Source organism: Rhizobium sp. FKY42, assembly GCF_005222835.1.
Classification (GTDB): Bacteria; Pseudomonadota; Alphaproteobacteria; order Rhizobiales; family Rhizobiaceae; genus Neorhizobium.
The window spans coordinates 141181-165121 of the sequence record NZ_STGA01000021.1 but is presented as its reverse complement, the minus strand read 5'-3'; the positions used below and the strand labels follow the sequence as shown (position 1 = coordinate 165121).

Genomic DNA, 23941 nt, shown 5'->3' with positions numbered 1-23941 from the left:
ACGAACAGGTCGCGAGACGCCGTTTTATCTGGCACACTCGCCAGCGATTCGAAAGCCGATAAGGGTATTCAACGCGACTCCGTTCAGCATGCCATCCATTCAAGGCAAGGCCAGCGAACCCATATGGATAACAACGACCTTTTTGCCAGTCTCCCATCGCAGCCTGCAAAGCCATCAGAGCCGAAGGGCAAGGCCGAGGCTGCCAAGCCCGCGACGACTGCGGTTAGCACTGCGGCACCATCCCCGGCGGCCAACCCAGACACCTATGACGCCTCGTCGATCCGGGTTCTGGAGGGGTTGGAGCCGGTCCGCATGCGCCCCGGCATGTATATCGGCGGCACCGATGAAAAGGCGCTTCACCACCTGTTTGCCGAAGTCATCGACAACTCGATGGACGAAGCGGTGGCAGGCCACGCCAACTTCATCGAAGTCCATCTGGATGCTCAGGGCTTTCTGACAGTGACTGACAACGGTCGCGGCATTCCGGTGGAAAACCATCCGCAGGTACCAGGCAAATCCACGCTCGAAGTCATCATGACCAAACTGCATGCGGGGGGCAAGTTCGACGGTAAGGCCTATGAGACGTCCGGCGGTCTTCACGGTGTCGGCGTATCCGTCGTGAACGCTCTTTCAGACGTGCTGGAAGTAGAGGTTGCGCGCAACCGGAAACTCTATCGCCAACGGTTTTCTCGCGGTGTTCCGCAGGGCGGACTGGAAGAATTGGGTGATGTGCACAATCGCCGCGGCACCCGCGTGCGCTTTCATCCCGATCCGCAGATCTTCGGCGATCATGCGAAATTCGACGCAGGCCGAATTTTCCGCATGGCGCGCTCCAAGGCTTACCTATTTGGCGGTGTGGAAATCCGCTGGAGTTGCGATCCGGGCGTCGTCATCGCAGGCGGCGAGATTCCCGACAAGGCCGTGTTCCATTTTCCGGGCGGGCTGAAGGATTATCTCTCCGCGACGCTTGGCAAGGATTTCACAGTCACCCGTGAGATCTTTTCCGGAAAAACGGAAAAGACCGGCGGCCACGGTGCATTGGAATGGGCGGTCACCTGGTATGGCGGCGACCCGCAGATCCATTCCTATTGCAACACGATCCCGACACCTGAAGGCGGTACGCACGAGGCGGGCCTGCGTATTGCGCTGCTCAAGGGTTTGAAGAATTATGCGGAACTGACGCAGAACAAGCGCGCCAAGGACATTACGACCGACGACGTGATGATCTCGGCAGTCGGTATGCTTTCCGTCTTCATCCGCGAGCCGGAATTCGTTGGCCAGACGAAGGACAAGCTCGCTACCGTCGAGGCACAGCGCATTGTGGAAAATGCGCTTCGCGATCCGTTCGACCATTATTTGGCGGGAAATCCGGGCGAAGCGGCAAAGCTTCTCGACTGGGTCATCGAGCGGGCAGAAGAGCGCCTGCGTCGCCGTAAGGAAAAGGAAGTCAATCGCAAGACTGCCGTTCGCAAGCTGCGCCTTCCCGGCAAGCTGGCCGATTGTTCCCAGAACACCGCGGAAGGCGCGGAACTGTTTATCGTCGAGGGCGACTCGGCTGGTGGTTCCGCAAAGCAGGCCCGCAACCGCACGAACCAGGCCATTCTGCCGCTTCGCGGCAAGATCCTAAACGTGGGAAGCGCCAGCCGTGAAAAGCTATCGGCAAACCAGCAAATCGCCGATCTTATACAAGCGCTTGGCTGCGGGACCCGAACCAAGTACCGGGACGAGGATCTGCGCTACGAGCGCGTGATCATCATGACCGATGCGGACGTGGACGGGGCCCACATTGCTTCGCTTCTGATCACCTTCTTCTATCAGGAAATGCCGGAGCTGGTGCGCGGTGGGCACCTGTTTCTGGCAGTACCACCGCTTTACGTGATCCGGCAGGGAGCAAAGACTGTCTATGCCCGAGATGATGCGCATCGCGCGGAACTGATGGAGACTGTGTTCAAGGGCAAGAAGGTCGAGATTGGCCGCTTCAAAGGTCTCGGCGAAATGATGCCTGCCCAGCTAAAAGAGACCACCATGGATCCTGCCAAACGCACGCTGCTGCGCGTGGCGATTGACGAGGTGGATTTCGAAGGCACACGCGAAGCCGTCGACAACCTTATGGGCACCAAGGCAGACGCCCGCTTTCGCTTCATTCAGGAACGGGCTGCCTTCGCACACAACCTCGATATCTGATGATCACTCGAAAGATCCGGATCGGGTTTTTGGAGCTCGATCCGAACCTAGTTACTGCCTTCTCGCGCCGCAAGAATGCGTAGAAATGCGCCGACCAGAGCTTTTGCCTCGTAAGGCTTGCGGACAACCGGCGCCGAAAAGCTTGCCGGGACAACCGAACGGTCACTATAGCCTGTTGCGAAGATGAATGGCACACCTCGCCGCTCAAGCTCCTCGGCAATGGGAAGCGAAGTGCCCGTGCCGAGATTGACGTCGAGAATGGCGACATCCGGCGAAAAATTCTTCAGCCGCTTCATGGCTTCATCGACCGAGGGAGCGGTGGTGACGTTGTTCACGCCGTTCTCTGCCAACATGATCTCGACGTCTGCAGCGACCAGCATTTGATCTTCCACGAGCAGAACTTCGATGTCCTGCAGTACATCATTGATCTCTCGTGTCGAGGCGGAATTGAGATCCGCTTCTGAGGCAATTTCGCCCCCCTCACCGCCTTGAACATGTTTTGCCGGAACCAGGAACCGCGCCTGCAATCCGCTTTCGAGATATTCGACGGAACTGTCGCCAGAGAGTTCATAGGGGATGCTTCGCTCGATCAGAACTGTGCCGAAACCGGCTCGGCTGGGCTTTCTCACCAGTGGTCCGCCAGACTCGCGCCAGGAAATCTCCAGATCCCCCGCCTCCGTGCGCTTCCAGTTCACATCCAGCCTACCGCCGGCTTCCGAGAGCGATCCATACTTTGCCGCGTTGGTAGACATTTCATGGAGGACGAGCGCCATGACGGAGAAGGCACGGCTATCGAGCCAGAATTCGCCACCTTTCATCGAGATGGTGCGATGCTCACCGCTATAGGGCTTGAGTTCGGCCTCAAGCAATTCTTTCAGAGATCCACCATCTGCGCCGCGTACGACCTGATCATGCGCGAAAGACAAGGCTTGAATTCGCCCCTTCAGTGTCGAAACATACTCACCAATGTCGTGCCCTTCCCTGACCGGATGACCGACAAGCGCCTTGATGACCGCAAGAATGTTCTTGACCCGATGATTCAGTTCCTCGTTCAGCATACGCTGGCGCACGTCCGCCTTACCGCGCTCATCCGCAAGCAGCTCATTGTGATGAAGGACGACCTCAACGAGTACGGCGCGAATGGCCTCTGCGATCTCTCGCTCCTCTTCCGTCCAGCGTTGCGCCTTCAGATGAACCGTTTCCTTCCAGATGGCAAAGCTTTTGCGCGGCGTCAGTCGATCACCAAGGGGGCCAATCTCATAGGATTTCTCTGGATTTCCAGCCCAATTCAGCGTCTGGACAAGCTCTTTGCGGAAGAAGAACAGGTAGTCTTTCGGTCTTTGCGAAAGGGGTATAGCCAAAACACCGCAGGTGGCGGAGGCGTAGGATGCCGCTTCCGGCAAATGGAGCGTCAGTTGGTCCGTACCCCAGATACGCCCACCGGACACTGTTCCCACCAGTTCTGCAATTTTTGCGATATCGGGAAGTGGCGGCACAGACCCCATGCTCGTCCAGCCGCCCTCGAGCCACAGCCCAACACCGTCGCTCGGCATGATATGCGCAAACTCAGTCAAGGAATTGCGCAGCAATTGTGTGATGTCGGCGCTCTGTGAAGCGGCCTGAAGAAAGCGATCAAGAGAGCGGCGCGCACGATTGGCTGTGTCCAGAATTTGTTTCTGTTTCAGGACGCTCAGATGCAGCGATAAAAACTCGCCGAACATTTCCGCGGCCACCCGTTGCTGCATGGCCAACGACTTAGGCGAGTAGTGATGGCAAGCAACAAGCCCCCAAAGTTCTCCGTCCACGACGATGGAGATCGACATGGAAGCCGCTACGCCCATGTTGCGGAGATATTCACAGTGGATGGGCGATACGCTTCGCAAATGAGCGAAGGACAGATCCAGCGGTTCTTCCGATGCGCGACCGTTCGATAGAATTGGAATGCGCTCGTCTTGCGCGTCAGAAATGATGCGTATGGTATTCTTTAGATACAGGATACGTGCCTGTTGTGGTATGTCGCTGGCCGGAAAATACTGTCCCTTGAAGCTCTCAAGATCCCGCCGCTTGTGCTCGCTGACCACCTTGCCGGATCCATCATGCTCGAACCGATAGATCATGACACGATCATAGGCGAGCATCGCAAAAATCAGGCGAACCGACTTATCAACCAGCTCATCAATGCTACCGATAGAGCGAATCCGGCTGATGAGCATTCGTGCGGTTTCGAGAGGTTGGTCAGAATGTTTGGCGTGCGGCTCAAATTCCATGAACGCAGCCTGAGGAGTCCTGTGAACCGCTGCATCGAAAAATCCGCCAGGAAGCTCCAGGCCCATTCGCAACGCCGGGCGGCTAGGGTCATCGCTCGTCGCCAGTGCATTGCGCAGCGTATGGGCTACATCGGGCCCCACGGCGTCCTCAAGCCGACTGCCTTCTACCGGTGCCGGGATACCCAGCATGTCTGCAGCATTAGCGGAATAAGCAAGAACGTCGCCGCCGGTACCGTCACAAACGATGAGAGCGCCATGCGCCTGGATGCTTCCAGGTATATGAATCGGTTCCCGGTCACAATTTGTCAGATCGACCTCTGGCGCTTCATTCATTCACATTGTCCTTGAAGGCCGTCTCTGCCCATTGGAAGGCCAGGTCTGAAGCCCCTATTACCTTGTTCATATCGACATCGGGTGCGGCATCGAGGATCTGAAGAAAACGGGAGAATCCATCCGATGCGGCTTGACCCTGAAGATGCCTTGCCCCGTGCGTACCGCTCAGTCCAAGCTCAGTTGCCCTGCGGTACAAAACGCGCGCGCCCAGCGTAGAGCCTTCCAGTACGTAGAGCGTACCCAGCAAGCTTTCCAGATCGGCCCTGACGTAAATCGGATCGGCTGCCTTTTTCGGCGTAAGTGCCAGATCGTTCATATCCACGACAATAAGAGGGCTTATGGCCTGAGGACGCCAGGTTCCGAATTCAACAGGGAAACGGCATGATAACATTTGGTCATCCAAGGGCCTGCGGAAGGCATGCAGACCTTGCAAATATGCCTTGTAATGTACCAATGTACGAAATGAGCCTACGGCAGCGTCAACCGCTGCGTGGCGAGCTGACGTACGCTCCCGCAGGAGGAAGCGGCGTGAAGATGGGGGCATATATTGTAAAGCTGAGTTGACGTTACCCATATTTCTAGCGCATCTGCGCTTTACGGCAAGCTTGAATCTTCAATATCTCTAATCTTACCTCTCGTCAGGTGCGCCTGCAGGCAAACGAGAGACGCAAACAGGATGGCAGTCAATCGTGCGTGAGAATGACAGACCGAGGACGGAACCGCGCTGGCTAGGGCCCGTCGCGCCAATGCGCATAGCGCTCATTCCGCCCATATCGGCTGCGCGATGGCTTCTCATTTTCATTGTCTTTGCCGGGATCTACTTCTTCCACGGCTTCGTCATCCCTGTTCTCGCGGCACTCGTCATCGGTTTTGCGAGCTGGCCGCTCTATCGCGATCTGTTGCGCCGCATCGGCGGCAACACGACCATCGGCGCGACCATTGCCATTATCTGCGTTTTAAGTTTCATCATCATCCCCATCAGTATCGCCCTGACCTATGCGATTGGCGAATTGCGCGACTGGATTGGCTGGGCACTCCAGATCAATCGTGTCGGATCTGCTCCGCCACAATGGATCGTGGAACTGCCTGTCGCTGGTGAATGGCTATCAACGCAATGGGAGCGTCATATTGGCGAACCGGGCGCCATTGGCCAACTGGTTCAACTGGTCAGCGGCGCCAATATTGGAAATATCTACCGCGCAGTGATTGCCGCCGGTGACGGAGCGTTCCATCTGCTTCTGACGCTGCTGTTCATGCTGATCGCCCTGTTCTTTGTCTACCGAGACGGTGCGGCCTTCGCGCGCCAGATGGATTTGCTGGGTGAACGCATACTGCCGTCCCGGTGGGAGCGAATATCGCGAGTGGTTCCCGCTACAATAAGTTCCACAGTGACCGGTATGACGCTGATCGCGATTGGTGAAGGCATCATTCTCGGCATTGCCTACTGGATCGCGGGCGTTCCGTCCCACGTCACACTTGGCGTTCTCACCGGCATCATGGCGCTCATCCCGGGCGGAGCGCCGTTGTCGTTCACGCTCGTTTCAATCTACCTCGTGGCAAGCGGATCGCTTTTCGCAGGTGTTGCGCTGTTCGTCTGGGGCTCTGTAGAGCTTTTCATCGTCGACAAGACAATACGCCCACGGCTGGTCGGCGGCCCTATCAAGCTTCCATTCCTGCCAACCTTTTTCGGCCTCGTGGGTGGCGTGAAGACGCTCGGCTTTCTCGGCTTGTTTATCGGCCCAGTGTTGATGGCGCTGTTGGTTGCGATCTGGCGCGAGTGGATGCGCGAGATCGAACTTTCCTCCGGCACGGACGCGGTAGAGACCGCAACTGTTCCGGATCATCACAAACGCCTGAAGGTCGAGCCGGCGCCTGTCAACGAAGGCGCTTCTCCATAAACAGGCTCAGTGGATCAAGCTTGTAGTCACCGAATGGCGGAATCTCCTCGTATCCGGCATTGCGATAGAGACCAATCGCCTCTGGCTGGTAGATACCGGTTTCAAGGCGGATGATCGAAATGGCGAGGCGCAGGGCCTCGCTTTCGAGCTGGTCGAGCAGCCGCTTGCCGAGTTTCAATCCCCGTGCGGATCCGTCAACGAACATGCGTTTGATCTCTGCCGTGCCATCTTCATGCCGGACAAGGGATGCGCAACCAAGAATCTCGTCACCCTTTCGCGCAACGAAGAATGAAACCGTCTCGGCCTCCAACTCCTCGATAGGCAGCATATGGTTGCTTTCGGCAGGATAGAGCGAAGCGGCGTAAGCGTCGGACAATTCCAGCAATTTCAGGACACCCGGCTGTCGCGGCGCCTCTCTTTGAATAATTAAATCCTGCATTGCCTGTCCTGCCTGCCTTTATAAAGTCGCTATGCTGGGTCTTATCGTGCTGCAAAGATTCTATGCAAGGAAGTTCTCATGCGCACCGCAATGGTCATCATGACAATACTTGGCTGCGACGACAGCGCTACGGACTGCCAATATATAGCGACACTGAACCAGCGCTGGCCCAGTATTCAACTTTGCAATGCGGTTTCTGAAAAGGAATTGGGCCGGTTCGCAAATGTCTCCTACCCCGTCGTCATTGCCGTTTGCCAAGATCCAACCGTGGCGAGCGCATCCCCGGCCGCCCCGAAATCTACAGATACAACAGGTGCCCCTGCCCAGACAGCGGAGGAAACAAGACAGGAGGAGCGGTCGATGGCCGCCAAGGCTGTGGACCGCGTAAAAACCATGCTGCCGACGCGGGATAACGTCGAGAGCCTTATCAAGGGGCCGGTACGGATCGTGGAAAGCGGATATTCCTGGGTCGCCCAGCGGCTGCGCTAGAAATCATGCGCCAGAGATTTATGCGATGGCGAAAGCCTTCAGGCAGCGTAGGCAGTCTGCTCTGCGTATGCGCGGGCCATATCCCGATACTCCTGGCGCTGCAGTGACTCTACGATGTCCAGAAGCTCGTTGATGGTGGTGTAGGTATCAACCGTTCGTGGATATCGTTCAACCAAGGCGTCGAAGATTCCCTCGCCGCTGCTGTTGATCTCCCTCAGCTTCTCGCGCCAGAGCGTGGTCGCCTCTACAAAGACTTCCGAGATTTCACGAGACAAACCGCAGGATTCGTAAAGAGCGCGGATGGCATGCTTCCGGCCCGTCGCCATGATGGAGCGAACGCGACGATCGTCCAGACCCGAAAGATCCGTCATGGCAGCCGCAAAGAATTCAATTCGTCCCGAGCAAAGCGCGTGCATGAGGAAAGCGGACGTGAGGCGCCCATCTTCTCGCATTGTCTGAACCAGCAGCGGAATTTCATCCGACAGTGCGTTTCCAACGAGACGCAGCGTGGCTAAAGTAGCTGCCTCTTCTGTCAAGTAAGCAATGCGCGGTGCACTCAGTGTCGCCTGAACCAGCAGCGAACCGGCCAAGGCGCGGCTGATTTCGCGGACCAGAACATCGCGCGCTTCCGCGGGGAGATCCTCACGGTCCAGAAGCAGGTTACGTACCTCGCAACTACGGGCATGGCGCTCAGCCAGCCGCTTGAGTACGTACCGGGAAAGATCAGCCGAATCGTTTTCCAACAGAATGACCGCCTCAGCCGTATCACCGATTTCGGCGATCGCTGCGGCAACGCCACGACCCAGTTCCGGACGAGCGGCGATCAAGCCGCGCGTCATGCTGGACCCTCTGCCGGCGATATCCACGAGATCCATATCCGTCAGCACCGGCGAAAGCGTGATCACCGGGCATGCTATATCCGGTTGATCCTCGGCAAGGGCCAGCACGACAGCACGTGGCGCTGTCGGCTCTTCAGCAAGGCTCTCAGAAAGAGCGAAGCGAACGGCTGACGAAGGGTCATCCAACAGGTGAATCATGGCATGCAAGGCTGCTTGCTTTTGCGGATCATCAGGAAGGAGACGGAAATAGGCCTTGGCCAAGGCGCGCGCTGCCTTGGCGCGATCTGCCGCGCCTGCTGTTTCCGCCCATCGCAAAAAAGCCTGGATAATCAACTGACCTACCTCAAACGCCGGAGCGACTCTACGCTCTCCATTCGTCCATGAGGTCAAGCTAGTCAGAAATAGTTTACGATCGGTTCACCATACGTCTTAAGCATCATGAAAACAGGCGAATGAGTGTCAAATATAGTGCACTCGCATCATGTCAGTGAACCAACAGAACAACAATCAATCCACTGCAGGATAGACGCAAAGGTCTATAACACATCCGGCCCGCCTCATCGCATAACGCATCTCTAATATTCAAGATGTATTAGCGGGTCGGTCGTTGTAGTTGGAAGACATCGCTGCCGCCATCCGCATAATCCATATAGCCCATACGGGCCACGGGTTTTGCCAGACTCATGTCGATGCGACCGTCCCGAAGAATGGCTTCGCTTATATGGATGCCGATCACCTGACCGAAAACAATGACCGACTCGGACATGGTCCCGTTCAAGCCCTTTGGTTGAAGGACCTCCGTCACCGTGCATTCTAGCGCAGCATAGGCTTCGGCGACATATGGAGCGTCAACCAGTTCACCGTATTTTGGGGTTAGGCCAGCGAGATCGAATTCGTTGACACCATAAGGCACTGGTGCAGATGATGCGTTCATGGGTTCAACGAGATTTCGGCTGACCAGGCTTGCGGTAAATACGCCCGTCTCTTCGGCATTCCGACTGCTGTGTTTCGGCGTGCTAGATGAAAACATCACGATCTTCGGACTGTCCGAGACGATGTTGAAAAACGAATAGGGCGAGAGGTTCAGCGAACCATCCCGGCCCTTCGTTCCGATCCACCCGATCGGCCGCGGCGCTACAATGGCCTTGAACGGGTCATGCGCAAGACCATGCTGGTTAAGATCGGTGGTGTAAAACATTACTCGCTTCCCTCACCAACCCAGCTGACAATGTCCGCCAATAGAGGGCGCGGACGGTCGGTTTGCGGGAATGTGGTAGTACCGATGTAAACGAGGCCGGCAATCTTTTCTTCCGGCTTCACGCCGAGAACCGCCTTGGCATCAGCGTCGTAGGCGATCCATTCGCTCAACCAATTGGCGGCATAACCATGGGCATTGGCAGCCATGAACAGGTTGAGGCAAACGGCGCCGGCAGACAGTTCCTGTTCCCAGACCGGGATCTTGAAGTGCTCCGCCGCAGTGCTGACAACAGCAATGACGACTGGCGAACGCGTCAACCGCGACCGCTCGATTTGCCGGGCTTCTTCGGTCATTTCGGGGCTCTTCTTCTGGGCAATGGCCAGAAGCTGCTCGCCGAGTTCTGCCCTCGCCTGTCCCTGATAAACGATGAAGCGCCAGGGAGCCAGCTTGCCGTGATCAGGAACGCGTGAGGCGAGGGTCAGGATCTGCTCCAACTCAGTCCGGTCCGGGCCCGGTTCCGTCATCTGAAGAGCGGGAATGGATCGACGTGTGCTGAGATAATCGAAGAGTGGCTTCTGAATGGGCATCCGACGACTCTGTGAATGGAGGGATCTTGAAATTGCCGCTAGGTTGGTTTTGAAGTGACGTTTCGGAATTCAAGAGTCAACGGTCAGCAACTACTATGAACGCAGTTTCTCGGAAGGTCTCGCTCTCGATGGCGCTGCTGGCGGCGCTTGCCCTGGCGCCCTCCGCTCATGCTCAAGATGCATTCCAGCCTTTCAAGCAGTTGGAAGGCACGCCGAAGATGCCGAAGCTGAATGCTTTTACCGCGCCATCAGCCCGTAAGGTTCCGGCACTTCGCGATGTAACGCTGGAAGCGAAATTGACCGCAGATGGAACATCTCTCCAGACCGGGCTGAACTGGCGTGTGTTCAGCCCGAGCCCCGGCCCGGATGGCAAGCTTCAGCTTGTTGCCTCCTCGGAAGGAGGCGAAGCCCATCTTCAGTTGGCGCCAGGTGATTATTTCGTCAACGTCGCATTCGGACGCGCTGGAATCACAAAGCGACTAAATGTTCCTGAAAATGGCGACGTCAAAAAGCTGTCATTTGTTCTCGATGCGGGCGGCCTTGTGTTGAACGCCGTTGCGGGCAATGATCAACGGATACAGGCCAACAAGCTGAAATTCTCGATCTATTCCGCAGATGTGCGCGAAGACGGCGAGCGCGCGCTGGTGATGGCCAATGTGAAGCCGAACACAATCATCCGGCTGAATACCGGCACCTACCACATTGTTTCCGAATACGGTGATATCAACGCCAGCGTCCGGGCTGACCTTCAGGTCGAGGCAGGCAAGTTGACCGAGGCGACGCTGCAGCACAAGGCGGCGCAGATTACCCTGAAGCTTGTTTCTCAGCATGGCGGCGAAGCAGTAGCGGATACGGCATGGTCTGTGCTGACTGCCGGTGGTGACGTGGTGAGTGAAAGCGTCAGCGCTTTCACAACCATGGTGCTGGCGGAAGGTGAATATACCGCCGTCGCTCGCAACAAGGACAAGATCTATCAGCGAGAGTTCACCGTTCAATCCGGCAAGAACGCGGATATCGAAGTTTCCATGAAGGAACAACAGGCGTCCGTCGTCGGTCAGGATTGATCACCGCGATCGCTTGAAGCAAAAAACCCGGTGGATCGCTCCACCGGGGTTGTTTCTTTTACTCGGCAGCCATCTTGCGTGCTGCCTGACGCCGCTTGACATCCGGCGGCGTTGCTTCTTCCGAAAGCGATGCAACGGCATCTTCGAGCGACATCGGTGTCTGCGCCTGCGAACCCAGGCGGCGGATGTTGACCGAGCGGTTTTCGGCTTCCTGACGACCACAGACAATGATGACCGGAACCTTCGTGACCGAATGCTCGCGGATCTTGTAGTTGATCTTCTCGTTGCGGAAATCCTCTTCCACGATCAGGCCTGCATCGCGCAGTTGTTGAGCAACCTCGCGGCCATAATCATCCGCATCGGAGGTGATCGTCGCGACGACCACCTGAAGCGGTGCGAACCACAACGGCATGTGACCAGCAAAGTTCTCGATCAGGATGCCGAGGAAGCGCTCCATCGAGCCGCAGATGGCGCGGTGGATCATGACAGGCTGGGTCTTTTCCGAGTTGGCATCGATGTAGAATGCACCGAAGCGCTCTGGCAGGTTGAAGTCGACCTGCGTCGTTCCGCACTGCCAGTCACGGCCGATTGCGTCCTTCAGAGTATACTCGAACTTCGGCCCGTAAAACGCGCCCTCACCTGGCAAAATTCCGGTTTTGATGCGTCCGCCAGACTGCTCTTCAATCGTCTTGAGAACATCCATCATGACCGATTCCGCGCGGTCCCAAAGCTCGTCGGATCCCACACGCTTTTCCGGACGGGTGGAGAGCTTCACCACGACTTCCTTGAAGCCGAAGTCCTCATAGACCGACAGGATGAGATCATTGATGCGCAGGCATTCGGCTGCCATCTGCTCTTCCGTGCAGAACACGTGGGCATCGTCCTGCGTGAAGCCGCGCACGCGCATCAATCCATGCAATGCACCGGACGCCTCGTAGCGATGGACAAGGCCAAATTCTGCAAGACGAACAGGCATTTCGCGGTAGGACTTCAGACCATGCTTGAAGATCTGAACATGGCCGGGGCAGTTCATAGGCTTCAAGGCGAAGACACGATTATCGGCTTCCTTGTCATCCGGATGGGTGAACGCGTAGGCCGATTTCACGGCAAACATGTTTTCCTGATACCAGCCCCAGTGACCGGAGGTTTCCCATAGTGAGGCATCGAGAACCTGCGGCGCGTTTACCTCTTCATAGGTATTGGCCAGACGGCGGCGCATGTAGGCGGTCAAGGTCTGGAACATGCGCCATCCCTTGCCATGCCAGAACACCACGCCGGGGCCCTCTTCCTGAAAATGGAACAGGTCCATCTCGCGGCCAAGCTTGCGGTGATCGCGCTTTTCTGCTTCGGCCAGAACGTGCAGGTATTGATCCAACTGCTCCTGCTCTGCCCAGGCGGTGCCGTAGATTCGAGTCAGCATCGGGCGCGTGGAATCACCGCGCCAATAGGCACCGGCCACTTTCATGAGCTTGAAGGCCGTTCCAATCTGTCCGGTCGAGGCCATATGCGGACCACGGCAAAGGTCGAACCAGTCGCCCTGCGCATAAATCTTGACGTCCTGATCTTCCGGGATCGCATCAACGAGCTCGACCTTGAAGCTCTCGCCCTTGGCGGCAAACACATCCTTGGTCTTCTGGCGTGACCAGACTTCCTTGGTGAAGGGCTTGTTGCGACCAATGATCTCCTTCATCTTCTTTTCGATCTTCGGCAGATCGTCAGGCGTGAAGGGCCAGTCATCCTTTGTGTCTGGATGAACGCGCTTGAAGTCGTAATAGAAGCCGTTTTCGATCACAGGGCCGATCGTGACTTGCGTGCCGGGCCAAAGTTCCTGGACGGCTTCTGCCATCACATGCGCAGCATCGTGGCGAATGAGTTCCAGAGCGCGCGCGTCGGTGCGAGTGATGATTTCGATCTTGCCTTCCGTCACAGGGTCGGAAAGGTCACGAACTTCGCCATCGATGGCAATCGCAATCGCCTTCTTGGCGAGCGACTTCGAGATGGACTCAGCCACTGCGAGGCCGGTTGCACCGGCTTCATACGAACGGACAGAGCCATCGGGGAAAGTGAGGGAAACGGACATGTTTTCTCCTGTTATCCAGTCCCGCCAACGAATGCGGGTGGTGAATTGCGCTGCGCGGATGCAGCGATTAATCTGGGCGTCATAGAAAAAAACTGGCAGAACGTAAAGATTACTGCGCTGAATCTTCGATCTTCGAGGCGGCGGCATAACGCCAGGGTGTCCACCATCTCTGGCGCGCGAGCAAACTCTCCGGCACGGGATCTAGCCCGGACGAGCCGAATGGTCCGCAACGGGCAAAGCGGTAGGCCGTCATCCAGCCACCGAACCAGAGGCCATGACGCCCGACAGCCTCATAACCGAACTCTGAACATGTGGGGATGTGACGACAAGAATTTCCGATGAAGCCGGATAACGTCAATTGATAAAGGCGGATCAGACCCATCCCGAAAAGACGATCCGGCGTTTTGCGGAAATGACCAGACCAGTTCCGGCCTTTTCTCCGCGGCCTTTCATCCTCATCATCGCCCAGACTAGAGCAGTGCTTGCACATGCATCAGACCGCCTGTGGATGCACTGTGACTTCAATCTGATCGATACAGTCCACCACGGCATCGAAGGTCAACATGGTCGAGGCATGTCTGGCCTTGTAATCTTTCACGGGTTTCAGAACACGCATTTCCTCAAAACGGCCGACAGGACCTTCGCCATCCTCCTTTAACATGGCAAGCATATCCCGGCGTGCCTGACGGATTTCCTCGACGGATGCGCCCACAACCACCCGCGCCATGGCCGATGAAGACGCCTGTCCTAGAGCGCAAGCACGCACCTGATGCGCGAAGTCGGTCACGATCCCATCGCGCACCTTCAGGAAGACGCGCACCTTCGAGCCGCAGAGCTTCGAGTGCTTCTCGCTGGTCGCATCTGCATCATCGAGCGTACCGGCACGCTGGATGTTGCCTGCCAGTTCAAGAATTCGACTGTTGTAAATATCGTCCATGCCGAAGAATCCTGACGCTTCCTGCGTCGCTTGCCAGTGGACAGTGTGTGCTTCAGCCCGCCGACTGGTCGTCCATAGTCTCATGCTCTATATGATGCCGGAAACGATCGGTTCAAGAAACATGTTTCGCCAAGTCTTCAATCGAGAGTAACTCGTATCTTGTAAAAAGGGATCCGACAGGTCAGATAACACGTAGCCTGCTTTGAACGTCATTGCAGTTCAAGGAACTTCGGCAGGTGCGGCCTTGAACCGCACGGGAGATATGAACATGGATTCAGTCGTGAAGAATTTCCCTGCGGGGCAAAAGCAACCTCGCCCGACACAGCAAGAGGCCGAGGATGCGGTGAGGGTTCTGCTGCGCTGGGCCGGTGACGATCCGTCCCGAGAGGGCCTGCTCGATACGCCGAAGCGCGTCGCCAAATCCTATCGTGAACTCTTTGGTGGCTACGATCAGTCGCCGGAGGAGATTCTTGGCCGCACCTTCGAGGAGGTCGGCGGCTATGACGACATGGTCCTCGTAAAGGACATCCCGTTCTACTCACATTGCGAGCACCACATGGTGCCAATTATCGGCAAGGCTCATGTCGCATACCTGCCGAAGGGGCGCGTGCTGGGCCTTTCGAAAATTGCTCGACTCGTCGAAGTGTTCGGACGTAGGCTTCAGACCCAGGAAAACATGACGGCGCAGGTGGCGCATACCATCCAGTCCGGTCTTGCTCCGCGCGGTGTCGCCGTAATGGTTGAAGCTGAGCACATGTGCATGGCGATGCGTGGAATTCAGAAACAGGGCTCAACAACCCTGACCACGACTTTTACCGGCGACTTCAAGGACAATGCGCAGGAGCAGGCCCGCTTCCTCAGCATGATCCGGCGCTGATTGAGATTGATAGAGACATTCATGACCATCGAATTCGATCCCGTGCCCTCCGACAAAACTCAACTTGAGGGCAATGGCAGCTTCACGCCACGTTTTGACGACCACGGTCTGGTGACGGCCATTGTTACGGACCATCGCGATGGTGAACTTCTGATGGTTGCCCACATGAACAGCGAGGCGCTGGCTCTCACTCTCCAAACCGGCATTGCGCACTATTACAGCCGTTCGCGCGCAAAAATCTGGAAGAAGGGCGAAACATCTGGAAATCTTCAGACCGTGGTCGAGCTCCTGACTGATTGCGACCAGGATGCCGTTTGGCTGAAGGTGCAAGTGGCCGGACATGACGCCAGCTGCCACACCGGACGCCGCTCGTGCTTCTATCGCGCAGTGGAAACGGTTGACGGCAAGGCACATGTGAGGATCGTTGATGAGCATCGCCATTTTAATCCCGACTCGATCTATCCGGACAAGGGAACCGTTTAGGCAACTGCTTCGTTTTTCGGCAGGTCCGACGGACATGAACTGATTCTAAACCAGTGTCTGCGTTCAATGATAGTCTGGCTTACATAGCCTGAAGGGCGGGATCAGATGCTGAACTGGAACTGGAATCGCGGTGAAGCTCCAACATCCGGAGCAGATGCAAATGGCGGCGGGAACAAGCCGCCTCTTACTCCCGAACATAAACCTAGAAAGCCGAAGCTTGCGCTGGCGCTTGGTGGGGGTGCCGCCAGGGGCTGGGCGCATATCGGCGTTCTTCGTGCTTTGGAGGAGGCAGGCATCGAGGTCGGCATGGTTGCTGGCACCTCCATCGGCGCGTTGGTGGGCGGTTGCTATCTGGCCGGCAAACTGGATGAACTCGAAAACTTCGCCCGCTCGCTGACCATGCGGCGCATTGCCGGCCTGCTGGATCTGACCATTGGCGGCGGCGGCTTGCTGGGTGGGATGCGGCTGACGAAGCGCATGCAGGAGCATCTCGAAGACGTCGCAATCGAAGACCTAGATCGTCCCTTCGTTGCTGTCGCGACGGAGCTCCACAGCGGCCACGAAGTCTGGATTACGAGTGGCTCGTTGATCACCGGCCTTCGCGCATCCTACGCTCTTCCCGGAATCTTTGAACCGGTAAAATGCAACAATCGCACGCTTGTGGATGGCGCACTGGTCAATCCGGTTCCCACATCCGTCTGCCGAGCCTACGAGCAGCCGCTCGTGGTCGCCATCAATCTGAACTATGATATTTTCGGTCGCTCCGCTGTCGTAAAACACAATGCAAGCGTTCAGCCCGTTCATCAGGGACAGCACACAAAGGTTCAGGAAGCACGAATTGGCATGACCGGCACAATGGTGCAGGCCTTCAACATCATTCAGGAACGCATTTCACGCGCTCGCCTGGCAGGCGATCCACCAGATCTGGCACTGCATCCACGCCTGAGTGATATCGGCCTTTCCGAATTTCACCGTGCCGGCGAAGCAATTGACCGTGGCTATCAGGAAGCGCAGAGCCGCATCACCGAGTTGAAGCGGATGCAGGACATCTTCACCCAGCCCTAAGAGGAACAGCCGCCCATACAGGCGGCTGAACCGACGGATCAACTTGCGATGTAGGCGCGAATATGTTCGGCTTCGGCCTCAACTTCCTGTATACGCGCCTTGACGACATCGCCAATCGAAATGATGCCGGAGAGCTTCCCACCGCTTTCGACCGGCACGTGGCGAAAGCGCCCACTGCTCATCATTTCCATGAGTTCGTTCAAGGTGGTTTCTTCCCGGCAGCGTGTCACAGACGTTGTCATTGCCGATGAAACCGGATTGGAAAGAGCCACCTGACCATCTTTCGCAACGCAGCGAACAAGGTCACGCTCCGTAAAGATCCCGGCAATCCGATCTTCAAGACTTGTGACGACGATCGCGCCAATTCGCTTCTGCTCCAGGATCTTTGCGACCTCCTCAATCGTCGCATCGCGTGACACGGTCACGACATCCCGGCCTTTTCTATCGAGCATGTGCTTCACGGAGATAGACATCAATTCCTCCTATTGATCAGCTCTTCGACCTTCGATTCGCTCCTCCAAGCGTTTCGAAAGTCCTAAGATGGTGCTCCTCAATAGGACGGAATGCAAGCAGCGCAGGCTTCAGGCTCTATCGGGTCTTGTGGCAACAACGGGATCGAAGGCAGAAAACAGCAGATAGCCAAAGAGGAAGCCGCCGATATGCGCGTCCCAGGCAATGGCGGAATCATCGCCGCCCACAAGCGGAATGCCCAAAGCGATCAGCACGTTTCCTAGGAACCAGAGGATGGTAAAAATGAAAACCGTCCTGTTGCGCATGGCACCGACGATTCCCTGGCGCGGCAGGAAATGAACATCGCGACCAAACATGCCGGTGCCGCTTGCGGGAAACGCAAATCGACATGCGGCGCCCATCAACGCGGAAACGACACCCGATGCGCCGATCAGGATTGTCTCCTGACCCCAGCTCAACGCGGCGTGGAAAAAAGCGGAACAGGCGGCCGACAAGGCCCAAAAAACCACAAACCGCTTGAAGCCGATGCGACGGAAGACGGGCGCACCAAAGGCGGCAAGCCAGAGACCGTTGAAGGCCAGATGCTCGACACTCCCATGCAGGAAAGAGTAGGTGACCGGAGTCCAAAGCCATACCAGCCCCTGCCCCTGCCCCTGCCCCGATAGCGGAAAGACATACCGCAGCGGTCTAAACGCAAGCTGGAGCAGAAAGTAGGCTCGCATATCGTCCGACAGCACGTAGGCATCCAGGACAAACAAGACGATCAGAAGCCCGAGAATTACGAGCAATGGTCCCGGCAGGTTGATTGCCGGTTCACGGCGCTGCGACTCGCGGCGATTATAGTCATTGATTCCATGATCATGGTGAATGCCTCGCTGTGCGGGCGTTTCTTCCTCTGGCGGGGGAGCTCCCCAGGGCGTTTCGGGCGGTTTTTCCATGCGGATCGGGTTCCTCTGCCGAAATCTATTAGCAGATCGCAACTCCATGAGCGAGCAACGATTGCGGGATTTGCCGCTTGTGCGGCGCGCCAACCCGTTGGAGTGGCATGCTTTTCGCTCCTTAACAGAGAAATGGCAGGCATGACGCCTGATGCGACATAGAATGGAACACAACGTGCAGATGTTGAGCAACCGCAGTAACGAAGTGTTGAGCTATTGGTACAGCCTGCGCCGTTCGAACAAGGCGCCACTCCGGACCCAACTTGATCCCACGGCCATCCGCTCCCGTCTGCCCGATCTCATCATACTGGGCTGGCAGGATCTCGATCTTGTTTTTCGTTTGGCTGGCACACGGGTATGCGAACTTTTCGGCGAAGAGTTGCGAGACCAAAACTTTGACAAGTTGTGGAACCCACGATCCCGTGACCAAGTCGTCGAAGCCACCCTGTCCGCCTTCAGATCAGAGACCGCGATCCACTGCAGCGTGAACGCCACTCAAAACGGCCATGTCGTGCGGCTGGAGACGCTTCTACTCCCCTTGCGTTCAGCGGACGGGGCATGTGATCGCTTGCTGGGTTCCATCGTATTGGGAGAAGACGCACACCCCTCCTATCTTATTGATCCCGGCAGTCTCGTACTCGAAACATGGCAGCCAGCCTTCCCGCCCGGAACCGTGCGGGCCTCGTCCACGGAATTCGCCAGAGACGGCATCAGCCAAAGCTTCATCAGGCGGCTTTTCCATCTAAGCTGAGCAGTCATTACAACCTGTGAGGTCTAATTGACCCAATGTTAACCGGCTGAGAGTAAGCATGTCTGGCAGATGACGGACGAAAGAGTGCAATGTTCTCATTCCAGCCAGCAGCACAAACACAGAAGCCCGCTCCTCCCCGTACCTTTCAAAGGGTGACGGTGAACATGAGCGGTCGTCTTATGCTTGCGTCGCGCGAGGAATACCCCTGCCTTGCCTCCGAAATGTCGCCCGGCGATGTCATGCTTGAATGCATCGGCGCCCCGCGTGTGGGCGAGCGGATCATTGCCTACATCGATCACCTGGGTCGACTGGAAGGGCAGGCATTGCAACTGACAGATACCGGCTTCGTCATGTCTATCACGGCCACGGATCGCAAGCGGGAAAAGCTTGCCGCGCAGCTGACATGGCTCGCAAACCGACACGAACTCGGCCTGCCGGAAGATCGACGTCATGACCGCCTCTCACCGCGCATCACGCGCGCCGAACTGCGGCTTGAAGATGGTACGAGCTATCCTTGCCGTCTCGTCGACCTCTCGCTGTCCGGTGCGGCGGTGGATTGCGATGTTCGCCCAACCGTCGGCACCCCCGTTTTCCTCAACAATATGCGTGGGCGCGTCGTTCGCCATTTTGCCGAAGGTGTCGCGATCGAATTTGCAATGGTGCAAACACGCGAAAGCTTGCGCGAGTTTCTTTGACGATCGAGCCAATCTGGCCCAGAACGAACCCGGCCTTCGCGCCGGGTTTTTGATTCCTGATACCTCGCGAGTTCCGTTACTCGAAATGCGGTTCGATGCGTGCCGATTTTAACCAATGCTCCACCATGTTTCGCAGCGAAAAGAGTTTGTGGAGAAAAAAATGTACGAAAAAGACGCGTTTTTTTGACGGCAATCACAGCCTCAACGTCCATTTGGACGCCGCTTCCGCATAAAATTTCGCGCTTGAGCAGCCAGATTTCAGGTGTGGAGACGAGGTTGATCATCTCCAGTAGCTGGCTATTGCCGACCCGAAGAGGACAAAACAGCTGCATATGATCCGAAAAAGGCGAAGCTATCTCAACATCTTACCTGATCATATATCGAACTTTCCTCAAACTTGCGCATAATTTGAATGAAATTTGGGTCAAAACCGATTCAGATTCGAATTGCATTTTGTTCAAATCAGCGCTCAATTTTAGACGCATTCAATTCAATTAAGCATCTGATTTTACTGTCGATTTTGGCACAGTTTGAAGATGCGTGTGAGACATTCCCCACATCGAAACGGGGAGAACAAAATGTTTCACATCAAGAAGATCGCCGCAGGTTTGGCCATCGTCGCAGCAGCACTCAGTGCAGGTAATGCCCACGCCGCAAGCACCGCACAAATGCAAGTGACCGGCAAGGCCAATCCACCAATCGGCCATTATGAATTCTGCCAGACCTATCGCAGCGAATGCGTTCCGACGGGCGGTGACCGTGGTCCTCTGGTTCTGACGGAAGATCGCTGGAGAAAAATTCTCGATGTGAATTTCACCGTCAACTCGACGATCACTCCCATGACCGACCAGGAGATCTACGGTGTCGAGGAACGTTGGGCCTATCCGCGGACAGTCGGTGATTGTGAAGACCTCGTTCTCCTGAAGAGGAAGCTTCTGATCAATCAGGGCATCAGCCCTTCAGATCTCCTTATCACCGTTGTTCTGCAGCCGAATGGCGAAGGCCATGCCGTGCTGACGGTCCGGACCGATCGCGGCGATTTCGTTCTCGACAATATGCGCAACAAGGTCATGCTGTGGTCCGAAACCGAATACACTTATCTCAAGCGTCAGGCCGTCGATGATCCGGGCGCTTGGGTGAAATTGCAGGATGGCCGCGCCAATGCAGTGGCCAGCGTGAGAAAATAAGCTTCATCCCCGTGAAGCCAAAGGTGCCGCTCCACTCCCCGTGGGCGGCGCCTTTTTTTGTTTCATGATTGGTTAACCATAAACGCGAATGCTTCGGACAATGATGCGCAGCTAGTTTTGCGCTTCCGGAATATGGTGTGCGATAATGGTTTCTCATACGAATGACACCGATGAAGGCTTCGAGCCAATCATCTCTAATCGGCTTGCCATCAAATTGCTATCGGCTCTCGCAGGGCTGGTCATTATCGCCGGCGTCATTACGGCGGCAGGCCACTGGCTTGGTCAGCGAATGGCATCCGGCGGGCATACAGACAGCGCTCAGGAATTCGACATTGCCATTGGTTCGGACACCATTTCAGTGCCGGCCAACATGATCAGGCTGGCCGAGCAACGTGCATCCGGTACGGCTGCGGGTTTGAACCTCTACCTCACCTGGCCTGAAATGCAGGGCTATTCGGTCGCGGAGAAGGGTCGCTTTGATGCCGCCGATAAGTCCACTGACCTGATCTTCATCGAAGTTTCGGAAGCAACCATGTCCCGCGACATGTCCGGACGGTTGGAGCCGATCTATCAGCGGCTCATGTCCGGCGTTTCCTCAGACTTCGGCCATGGCCTCACGCTGCATCATCTGAAAGCCGATAGCGGATATGGCGACGAGGTTCTTCTGTCCGCCCGCCGTCCAGGAAAGCCAGACTATGTGGTGCGGTGCCTTCTGCCACAAGGCGGACAGGAGGCGAGCAGCGCTGATTGTCAGCGGGATATTCATGCCGGAAACGGATTGAGCATCCTTTATCGCTTCTCATCCACACGTTTAGCCGAGTGGGATCATATTGATGCCGCTATTGGCGCTTTTGTCGCAAACAGGCTAACGGGCCAAAAATCCGACAATCGATGAAAAGTCGAACAGAGTTTGTAAACGTCTGTTCATCATAAACCACTTGGTAAGGCTAAGCCCCTAAAGTGATGAGAACGGTGCTGCGGGGGCAGCCGGACCCGATAACATGAATTGCAGTGAGTGAGTGCAAACGTGCTGAATTACATCAACACGACATCCTTCCCCAAGGGTGGCGCCTCGATTTTCCAGAAGATCGTCGGCCTCGTTTTCGTCGTAGCCTTGTTCGTCTTGCTAGGCGGGCATACGGCACACGCCAATCCGAAATATGCAGGTATCGTGGTGGATGCCAAAACCGGCAAGGTGCTCTATTCTGACGATCCGGATTCGCTTCGCTATCCGGCATCGCTCACCAAGATGATGACCCTTTACCTGACATTCGAGGCGCTTGAAGCTGGCCGTATCACGCTCGATACAGCGGTTCCGGTCTCTGCCCATGCGGCAGCGGAGCCGCCATCGAAACTCGGCGTTCGCGCCGGTGGGTCCGTTACCGTCGAGCAGGCCATCTTTGCGCTCATCACCCGCTCTGCCAACGATATCTCGACCGCTCTCGGTGAGTATCTGGGTGGGAGCGAAGCCCGCTTTGCGATGATGATGACGAACAAGGCCCGCGCACTGGGCATGACGCGCACTACCTATCGTAACGCCAATGGTTTGCCCAACACGGCGCAGATGACGACGGCGCGGGATCAGGCACGTCTTGGCATCGCATTGCGTCAGCATTTCCCGCAGTATTATGGCTATTTTTCCACGCGCTCCTTCAAGTTCGGCAAGCAGGTCATCGGCAATCATAACCGTTTGGTCGGCAGTGTTGCTGGCGTGGATGGGATCAAGACAGGCTACACACGCGCCGCCGGTTTCAACCTTGTTACCTCAGCTCAGCTGAACGGTCGGTCAATCGTTGCGGTCGTACTTGGCGGCACCAGCACTGCCGCCCGTGATGGCCAGATGCGCAAGCTGGTTGCGACCTATCTGCCGCAAGCTTCTCAGGGTAACGCCAGCAACCTGATCGCACAGGTTCGCACTTCAGCCCCACCTGTGGCGGCATCCGTTCCGACACCAGTTGCTCCGCAGCCTTCGCCGGTTGCCGCTGCGACTCAGGAGGTTGCAGTTAATCTTCCTGCTGGCGCGCCGCGTCCGACCGCCCGCTATGCCGAGGAAAAACTGCCGGGCGCCTCTGCCTATTCGTCTGAGCCGAAGGCCAAGAATGCTGTTGCGGCCGTAACCGCAGCATTGGATACGCCACCCTCCGTAATCCCGACCCCTGCCCCTGAATACATGCCGACCGCCCGCCTAAAGGATCCGACCGATTCCTTGACGACTGCTTCGACACGCCCGGCGCCGGAAATGGCCCGTGCCTCGGCAACGCAACCTTCGGGCTGGGTTATCCAGATCGGCGTGTCTCCGAACAAGGATTCCGCACTGGAGATGCTTGAAACCGCACAGGCGAAGGTTGGTGGCGCGCTTCGTTCCGCAAAGCCATTCGCCATGCCGGTCGATGCGAATGGCGGTCAGGTGTACCGTGCGCGTTTCGCCGGTTTCGATGACCAGAAGGCGGCTGTAAATGCATGCAACAGCCTGAAAAAGAAGGGCGTTGCCTGCTGGGCGGCACAACAGTGAAATGAGTAATACCAAATGTCGATGATAGGAACCTATTGCGTGGGACCGGAGCCCTTCATCCGACGAGAAGCATACCGGAGAGCGATGCTCCTGCATCGGTCGAGGATTGCGACAAAGTCGGTGAAGGAAATCCGGCCCATCCAGAGGACCGGGCGCTTTTGGTCTTCGGACGTCGTCGAAAATCCGCGCCGGACGGATTGGTCCGGCTGTGGTTTTCTCCTCGCCGCAAACCAAAATCGCTCCGGCGCAATCGGTCCCTACCTCCGACATTTGGTATAAGGGAGGCAGTCCGCCTCCCGACACCATCTGCGTTTCGGATGGAAACAGATCCTCGCTTGTATTGCGTTACGAGGTCACTATGGCAACGAATGAGAACAATCTCGACTTTGACTTGCCGACAGGCTCGAAGTCGAAACTCCGTGGAGGCGCACTTCATCCTCTGCACGAAGCCGCCATGCGGCTGGCCGGTATGGGAATGGGCATCGGTCGACCGAAGGAGAAAACGCGCGATCTCGTGTCGCTTCTTCTTTCCCATGGAGCCCGGGCTTGGCGCCATACTCAGCCAAGAGCCAATATTCATCTGCATTTGGCTGCAAGGAGCGGTCGGTCACCGCTGCGTCTGCGGCTAAGATGATTTGGCGAGGGCG

The 23941-nt window shown here is 56.6% G+C and carries 24 protein-coding genes; 13 read left to right on the top strand and 11 right to left on the bottom strand.

The annotated features are described in order from the left end of the window. Window positions 1–123: 123 nt before the first annotated feature. Window positions 124–2184 carry a DNA topoisomerase IV subunit B gene (gene parE, locus E8M78_RS08630; RefSeq protein ID WP_137134679.1) on the top strand — a complete coding sequence of 687 codons (2061 nt, stop codon included), beginning with the start codon at window positions 124–126 and terminating at the stop codon, window positions 2182–2184. Between the two features lie 47 nt (window positions 2185–2231). On the opposite strand, the gene E8M78_RS08625 is transcribed toward parE, so the two are convergent. Together E8M78_RS08625 and E8M78_RS08620 are read right to left on the bottom strand one after the other, a co-directional pair. After that, window positions 2232–4784 (bottom strand): HWE histidine kinase domain-containing protein, encoded by a 2553-nt coding sequence (locus tag E8M78_RS08625; protein WP_137134678.1) that lies wholly within the window; start codon window positions 4782–4784, stop codon window positions 2232–2234. After that, the gene (locus tag E8M78_RS08620; protein ID WP_137134677.1) at window positions 4777–5175 is read right to left on the bottom strand and encodes a biliverdin-producing heme oxygenase; all 399 of its coding nucleotides are present in this window, start codon (window positions 5173–5175) and stop codon (window positions 4777–4779) included. The genes E8M78_RS08625 and E8M78_RS08620 overlap by 8 nt, the downstream gene beginning before the upstream one ends. A 355-nt stretch (window positions 5176–5530) precedes the next feature. Here E8M78_RS08620 and E8M78_RS08615 point away from each other — a divergent pair, with 355 nt between their 5' ends. Continuing rightward, window positions 5531–6682 carry an AI-2E family transporter gene (locus E8M78_RS08615; protein WP_137134699.1) on the top strand — a complete coding sequence of 384 codons (1152 nt, stop codon included), beginning with the start codon at window positions 5531–5533 and terminating at the stop codon, window positions 6680–6682. Here the strand turns inward: E8M78_RS08615 and E8M78_RS08610 are convergent. After that, entirely contained in the window at window positions 6660–7121 is a 462-nt protein-coding gene (locus E8M78_RS08610; protein WP_137134676.1) for a GNAT family N-acetyltransferase, read from the bottom strand. The genes E8M78_RS08615 and E8M78_RS08610 overlap by 23 nt on opposite strands. Before the next feature lie 78 nt (window positions 7122–7199). Between E8M78_RS08610 and E8M78_RS08605 the strand changes: the two genes are divergently transcribed. Next, entirely contained in the window at window positions 7200–7610 is a 411-nt protein-coding gene (locus E8M78_RS08605; RefSeq protein WP_137134675.1) for a hypothetical protein, read from the top strand. Window positions 7611–7648: 38 nt separating this feature from the next. Here E8M78_RS08605 and E8M78_RS08600 read toward each other — a convergent pair whose 3' ends face one another. From E8M78_RS08600 to E8M78_RS08590, 3 genes are all read right to left on the bottom strand, one after another. Then, complete coding sequence (locus E8M78_RS08600; protein WP_137134674.1) at window positions 7649–8782, bottom strand: DUF2336 domain-containing protein; 1134 nt, start codon at window positions 8780–8782, stop codon at window positions 7649–7651. Between the two features lie 259 nt (window positions 8783–9041). Beyond that, on the bottom strand, window positions 9042–9647 hold the full coding sequence (locus E8M78_RS08595; RefSeq protein WP_137134673.1) for a flavin reductase family protein: 606 nt from the start codon (window positions 9645–9647) through the stop codon (window positions 9042–9044). Next, a complete protein-coding gene (locus E8M78_RS08590; RefSeq protein ID WP_137134672.1) occupies window positions 9647–10234 on the bottom strand; it encodes a nitroreductase in 588 nt (195 codons plus the stop codon). Before E8M78_RS08590 ends, E8M78_RS08595 begins: the two co-directional genes overlap by 1 nt. A gap of 95 nt (window positions 10235–10329) precedes the next feature. Between E8M78_RS08590 and E8M78_RS08585 the strand changes: the two genes are divergently transcribed. Then, window positions 10330–11298 carry a hypothetical protein gene (locus E8M78_RS08585; protein WP_137134671.1) on the top strand — a complete coding sequence of 323 codons (969 nt, stop codon included), beginning with the start codon at window positions 10330–10332 and terminating at the stop codon, window positions 11296–11298. 58 nt (window positions 11299–11356) lie between these two features. Here E8M78_RS08585 and thrS read toward each other — a convergent pair whose 3' ends face one another. The 3 genes from thrS to E8M78_RS08570 form a co-directional block, all read right to left on the bottom strand. Beyond that, window positions 11357–13378, bottom strand: coding sequence for a threonine--tRNA ligase (gene thrS / locus E8M78_RS08580; RefSeq protein WP_137134670.1), 2022 nt, complete (start codon window positions 13376–13378; stop codon window positions 11357–11359). Between the two features lie 109 nt (window positions 13379–13487). Further along, a complete protein-coding gene (gene yidD / locus E8M78_RS08575; protein ID WP_137134669.1) occupies window positions 13488–13868 on the bottom strand; it encodes a membrane protein insertion efficiency factor YidD in 381 nt (126 codons plus the stop codon). A gap of 3 nt (window positions 13869–13871) precedes the next feature. Then, window positions 13872–14315, bottom strand: coding sequence for an iron-sulfur cluster assembly scaffold protein (locus E8M78_RS08570; RefSeq protein ID WP_137134668.1), 444 nt, complete (start codon window positions 14313–14315; stop codon window positions 13872–13874). 268 nt (window positions 14316–14583) lie between these two features. Here E8M78_RS08570 and folE point away from each other — a divergent pair, with 268 nt between their 5' ends. From folE to E8M78_RS08555, 3 genes are all read left to right on the top strand, one after another. Continuing rightward, window positions 14584–15192 (top strand): GTP cyclohydrolase I FolE, encoded by a 609-nt coding sequence (folE, locus tag E8M78_RS08565; RefSeq protein ID WP_137134667.1) that lies wholly within the window; start codon window positions 14584–14586, stop codon window positions 15190–15192. Between the two features lie 21 nt (window positions 15193–15213). Beyond that, on the top strand, window positions 15214–15675 hold the full coding sequence (gene hisI / locus E8M78_RS08560) for a phosphoribosyl-AMP cyclohydrolase (protein ID WP_137134666.1): 462 nt from the start codon (window positions 15214–15216) through the stop codon (window positions 15673–15675). Window positions 15676–15780: 105 nt separating this feature from the next. Further along, window positions 15781–16740, top strand: coding sequence for a patatin-like phospholipase family protein (locus tag E8M78_RS08555; protein ID WP_137134665.1), 960 nt, complete (start codon window positions 15781–15783; stop codon window positions 16738–16740). A 38-nt stretch (window positions 16741–16778) separates the two neighbouring features. Here E8M78_RS08555 and E8M78_RS08550 read toward each other — a convergent pair whose 3' ends face one another. Next, window positions 16779–17213, bottom strand: a complete 435-nt coding sequence (locus E8M78_RS08550; RefSeq protein WP_137134664.1) for a CBS domain-containing protein — start codon at window positions 17211–17213, stop codon at window positions 16779–16781. Between the two features lie 108 nt (window positions 17214–17321). Continuing rightward, on the bottom strand, window positions 17322–18149 hold the full coding sequence (locus E8M78_RS08545) for a rhomboid family intramembrane serine protease (RefSeq protein WP_137134663.1): 828 nt from the start codon (window positions 18147–18149) through the stop codon (window positions 17322–17324). 163 nt (window positions 18150–18312) lie between these two features. On the opposite strand from E8M78_RS08545, the gene E8M78_RS08540 reads away from it, so the two are divergent. The 6 genes from E8M78_RS08540 (at window position 18313) to E8M78_RS23795 (ending at window position 23928) form a co-directional block, all read left to right on the top strand. Beyond that, window positions 18313–18900 (top strand): PAS domain-containing protein, encoded by a 588-nt coding sequence (locus E8M78_RS08540; protein ID WP_170973369.1) that lies wholly within the window; start codon window positions 18313–18315, stop codon window positions 18898–18900. 89 nt (window positions 18901–18989) lie between these two features. After that, window positions 18990–19595 (top strand): PilZ domain-containing protein, encoded by a 606-nt coding sequence (locus E8M78_RS08535; protein ID WP_137134661.1) that lies wholly within the window; start codon window positions 18990–18992, stop codon window positions 19593–19595. Window positions 19596–20173: 578 nt separating this feature from the next. After that, the gene (locus E8M78_RS08530; protein WP_137134660.1) at window positions 20174–20782 is read left to right on the top strand and encodes a transglutaminase-like cysteine peptidase; all 609 of its coding nucleotides are present in this window, start codon (window positions 20174–20176) and stop codon (window positions 20780–20782) included. A 145-nt stretch (window positions 20783–20927) separates the two neighbouring features. Then, complete coding sequence (locus tag E8M78_RS08525) at window positions 20928–21677, top strand: hypothetical protein (protein WP_137134659.1); 750 nt, start codon at window positions 20928–20930, stop codon at window positions 21675–21677. A gap of 192 nt (window positions 21678–21869) precedes the next feature. Continuing rightward, complete coding sequence (locus tag E8M78_RS08520) at window positions 21870–23294, top strand: SPOR domain-containing protein (RefSeq protein WP_246658273.1); 1425 nt, start codon at window positions 21870–21872, stop codon at window positions 23292–23294. Between the two features lie 358 nt (window positions 23295–23652). Beyond that, complete coding sequence (locus E8M78_RS23795) at window positions 23653–23928, top strand: hypothetical protein (RefSeq protein ID WP_137134657.1); 276 nt, start codon at window positions 23653–23655, stop codon at window positions 23926–23928. Window positions 23929–23941: the final 13 nt, after the last annotated feature.